At 38.4% G+C, this 4,807-nt stretch carries 3 protein-coding genes; all 3 read left to right on the plus strand.

Going from position 1 to position 4,807, the window contains the following annotated elements; genetic code table 11:
- Positions 1-201: 201 nt before the first annotated feature.
- A complete protein-coding gene (locus K1J10_RS10020) occupies positions 202-2,850 on the plus strand; it encodes a valine--tRNA ligase (protein ID WP_223357215.1) in 2,649 nt (882 codons plus the stop codon).
- 46 nt (positions 2,851-2,896) lie between these two features.
- The gene (locus K1J10_RS10025; RefSeq protein ID WP_195324423.1) at positions 2,897-4,339 is read left to right on the plus strand and encodes an AAA family ATPase; all 1,443 of its coding nucleotides are present in this window, start codon (positions 2,897-2,899) and stop codon (positions 4,337-4,339) included.
- The coding region (locus K1J10_RS10030) for a hypothetical protein (RefSeq protein ID WP_223357217.1) at positions 4,329-4,807 on the plus strand (479 nt) is incomplete at its 3' end. The genes K1J10_RS10025 and K1J10_RS10030, both read left to right, overlap by 11 nt.

Raw genomic sequence — 4,807 nt, forward strand, 5'->3', positions numbered from 1 at the left:
TAGCTCAAACAGCTGGAAGAACACTCGCTTAATCAGAGGAATGACTTTGTTGCACTTGACTTGACAATTGGGGAAATATTCTAATTTTGTAACGATTAAATCTATACATGTGTTTATACCAAATATCGATTCTAGACTAAAGATCGATTATAAAGATGCAATTTTTACAGTTTTAGAATAACAGAACAAAGGAGAACTAAAATGAAAGAACTTTCACCTAAATACAATCCAGCCGAGGTTGAGGCTGGTCGTTACCAAAAATGGCTTGACGCTGATGTTTTCAAGCCTTCAGGCGATCAAAAGGCTAAGCCTTACTCAATCGTTATTCCACCACCAAACGTTACAGGGAAACTTCACCTTGGTCACGCTTGGGATACGACTTTGCAAGATATCATCATCCGTCAAAAACGCATGCAAGGTTTTGATACGCTTTGGCTTCCAGGGATGGACCACGCGGGGATTGCGACTCAGGCTAAGGTTGAGGAGCGCTTGCGTGGTGAGGGCATTACGCGTTATGACCTCGGTCGTGAAAAATTCCTTGACAAGGTCTGGGAATGGAAAGACGAATATGCCACTACCATCAAGGAACAATGGGGCAAGATGGGTCTCTCTGTGGACTACTCTCGTGAGCGTTTCACTCTTGATGAAGGTTTGTCGAAAGCGGTTCGCAAGGTCTTTGTGGACCTTTACAAGAAAGGCTGGATCTACCGTGGTGAGTTTATCATCAACTGGGACCCAGCAGCTCGCACAGCCCTTTCTGATATTGAGGTGATCCACAAGGACGTCGAAGGTGCCTTCTACCACATGAACTACATGCTGGAAGACGGCTCACGCGCCCTTGAAGTTGCGACAACTCGTCCTGAGACCATGTTTGGGGACGTTGCGGTTGCAGTCAATCCAGAAGACCCACGCTACAAGGACTTGATTGGTCAAAACGTAGTCCTTCCTATTGCTAACAAACTGATCCCGATCGTTGGTGATGAGCACGCAGATCCTGAGTTTGGTACTGGTGTCGTGAAAATCACACCTGCCCACGATCCAAACGACTTCTTGGTTGGTCAACGTCACAACTTGCCACAAGTCAACGTCATGAACGACGACGGAACTATGAACGACTTGGCCTTCGAATTTGCAGGCATGGACCGTTTTGAAGCTCGTAAGGCAGTCGTTGCTAAGTTGGAAGAAATCGGTGCCCTCGTTAAAATCGAAAAACGTGTCCACAGTGTTGGTCACTCAGAGCGTACAGGTGTCGTGGTTGAGCCACGTTTGTCTACGCAATGGTTCGTCAAGATGGACCAATTGGCTAAGAATGCTATTGCCAACCAAGATACAGACGATAAGGTAGAATTCTACCCACCTCGTTTCAACGATACCTTCCTTCAATGGATGGAAAATGTCCACGATTGGGTTATTTCTCGTCAGCTCTGGTGGGGTCACCAAATCCCTGCTTGGTACAATGCTGAGGGTGAAATGTACGTCGGTGAAGAAGCTCCAGAAGGCGACGGATGGACTCAGGACGAAGACGTCTTGGATACTTGGTTCAGTTCTGCCCTTTGGCCATTCTCAACTATGGGCTGGCCTGATGTCGACTCAGCAGACTTCAAACGTTACTTCCCAACTTCAACCTTGGTAACAGGTTACGACATCATCTTCTTCTGGGTGTCTCGTATGATCTTCCAATCCTTGGAATTCACGGGCCGTCAGCCATTCCAAAACGTGCTTATCCACGGTCTCATTCGTGACGAGCAAGGACGCAAGATGTCTAAATCACTCGGTAACGGGATTGACCCAATGGATGTTATCGAGAAATACGGTGCCGATGCCCTTCGTTGGTTCCTTTCAAACGGTTCTGCACCAGGGCAAGACGTGCGCTTCTCTTACGAGAAAATGGATGCTTCATGGAACTTTATTAACAAGATCTGGAACATCTCTCGCTACATCCTCATGAACAATGAAGGCTTGACCCTTGAGCAAGCAACGGCTAATGTGGAAAAAGTGGTTAACAAGGAAGCTGGAAATGTCACAGACCGCTGGATTCTCCACAACCTCAATGAAACTATCGGCAAAGTCACTGAGAACTTTGATAAGTTTGAGTTTGGTGTAGCTGGCCACATCCTCTACAACTTCATCTGGGATGAGTTTGCGGACTGGTATGTTGAGTTGACCAAGGAAGTTCTTTATAGCGACAACGAAGAAGAGAAAGTTATCACACGTTCTGTTCTCCTTTACACTTTGGACAAGATCCTTCGTCTCCTTCACCCAATCATGCCATTCGTGACAGAGGAAATCTTTGGACAAATCTCAGAAGGTTCTATCGTTACAGCAACATACCCAACTGTCAACCCAGCCTTTGAAGACCTTGCAGCTCACACTGGTGTGGAAAGCCTCAAAGACTTGATCCGTGCCGTTCGGAATGCGCGTGCGGAAGTAAACGTAGCACCAAGCAAGCCAATCACGATTCTTGTTAAGACTAGCGATAGCGACTTGGAAGCCTTCTTTAACAGCAATGTCAACTACATCAAACGCTTCACAAATCCAGAACACTTGGAAATCGCATCAAACATCCCTGCACCTGAACTCGCAATGTCAAGCGTCATCACAGGAGCAGAAATCTACCTGCCACTGGCAGACCTCCTCAATGTCGAAGAAGAACTGGCTCGTCTCGACAAGGAACTAGCTAAATGGCAAAAAGAACTGGATATGGTCGGTAAGAAGCTCTCTAACGAACGCTTCGTAGCCAATGCCAAACCAGAAGTCGTCCAAAAAGAACGCGACAAACAAGCCGACTACCAAGCTAAATACGACGCGACAATAGCGCGTATTGATGAGATGAAGAAACTCGTGAAATAAACATAGAAACACGGCGGAATGCCGTGTTTTGATAAATGGAGATACAATGTTAAAAAAAGTTACTATAAAAAATCTATTTGATAAAGAAGATATTAATATTGATTTTTCTAAGAGATCAGTAATAATTACCGGAGACAATGGTAATGGTAAAACTACGATTTTAAATATAATCTATAATGTATTAGTCGGTAATTATCCTACACTAATCAAAATGAAGTTTGATAAGATTAATATTAAATTTCAATCTGAATTTGAATTTATGAATGAAATTAATATTGAACTCAAAAAAAACGATATCTTAAAACAATTAATCATCAGATATAAGATTAAAAATAAAAATTTAAAAATTGAAATTTCTTCAAATTTATACAATAACATTATTGTAAACAGTATTAAACGTAGCAATAAAATATTATACCAAGAAGATAGAAATGATAATTTATTTTATTTTTTAGAAGATAAAAGTACTATAATAGAGTTATTGGCAGCGATTAATGAAAATGAATTTAAGCCTAATATTACAGAAATCAATAAATCTTTACTATACTTCCCAACATATAGACGTATAGATTTGGATATTGAGTCATATTTCTCAAATTTATATGATACTTCAATGATGAAATATTTCAAGAGGGATGGACTTCGTAAGTTCACATCATTTGGAGACATAGATAGAAGGGTAATTGGTATCTCAAATACAGATATTGAAGATATACTTAGAGAATATTCAAGGACATTAAATGAAATTTCATCAAATAATCTTGATATTCTTTTAAGAGATTTCGCTAAAAATAGCATACTAGGTATGAAAGAGGATGCTCTTAAATTCAAATCACCTGAACTCTTGATGCAAACAAAAATTTTGGAACAGTTAACAAGTATTAATGATAGTTTAAATTTAGAAATTTCTAATAAACAACTAGTAGAAATATCAGAACAATTTGAAGAAAAATTGAAATTCTTTAATAAGATTAAAAAAAATAAACCTAAAGACCATGAAGAAATGGACAAGGTTTTAGATCTTTTTATGTCATTACCAATGATGCAAGTGTTTCAAAAATTACAAGAATCTTACCTATCATTTAATGAAACAATGGCTTCAGAGTTAGAAAATTATAAATATATTCAAGAGAATCTATTGGATTTTTCCGGGAATAAATTAAAGTTGAATAAAACAGAATTAAATGAATTTTATTTTTTTAAAGAAGGAGCAGGCATCGATAAGTTTAATGATTTTTCTACTGGTGAAAAACAATTAATAACTTTTTTAGTATATTCAGCGATTGAACTTCCAAAGAATACCCCTTCTTTGATTATAATTGATGAACCTGAATTGTCACTTCATGTTAAATGGCAAAATAAACTCTTAAAAAATCTTTTAAAGAAAAGTAACATTAAAATTTTATCAGCGACTCACTCTCCGTACATACTTAATAAACTAGAAGTAGATTCTTTGATTGTTAGAAAGCAGGAAGCAAATGAGTGTTGATACAATCAAAATCGGTAGTGCTATCCCTGAAATTATAGAAATTGATGATATTGCAGAAGACTTTTTTGATTTCCCAAAGCCAGAGAAGGTATTGATTGTTGAGGGGATTACAGATAAAGAGGTTCTTGATAATTATTTGTATTTAAAACGTATAAAAGTAGATTTTTCTATACGTTCAGCAAACATGATAGAGGGTAATAGTTATTCAGGAAAAGATTGGGCACTGCAATATTATGACAGGAATAAAAGTAACCAAGAAATTAAAGTTCTTTTAGACAGAGATTACGATTATATTTGCTCTTCACAGAGAGAAGATGAAGGAATATTTTATTATGATTATTATGAGCTAGAAAATTATTTTTTTGAAGATAAAATTTTGAAATCTATATTGATCCCCAATTGTCAAGTCAAGTGCAACAAAGTCATTCCTCTGATTAAGCGAGTGTTCTTCCAGCTGTTTGAGCTAGC

This window comes from Streptococcus australis (assembly GCF_019930045.1).
Taxonomy (GTDB): domain Bacteria; phylum Bacillota; class Bacilli; order Lactobacillales; family Streptococcaceae; genus Streptococcus; species Streptococcus australis_D.

Excerpts from the sequence above, each read along its gene's own strand:
- K1J10_RS10020 (WP_223357215.1), top strand. The coding sequence starts at position 202 with ATGAAAGAACTTTCACCTAAATACAATCCAGCCGAGGTTGAGGCTGGT.
- K1J10_RS10025 (WP_195324423.1), top strand. The coding sequence starts at position 2,897 with ATGTTAAAAAAAGTTACTATAAAAAATCTATTTGATAAAGAAGATATT.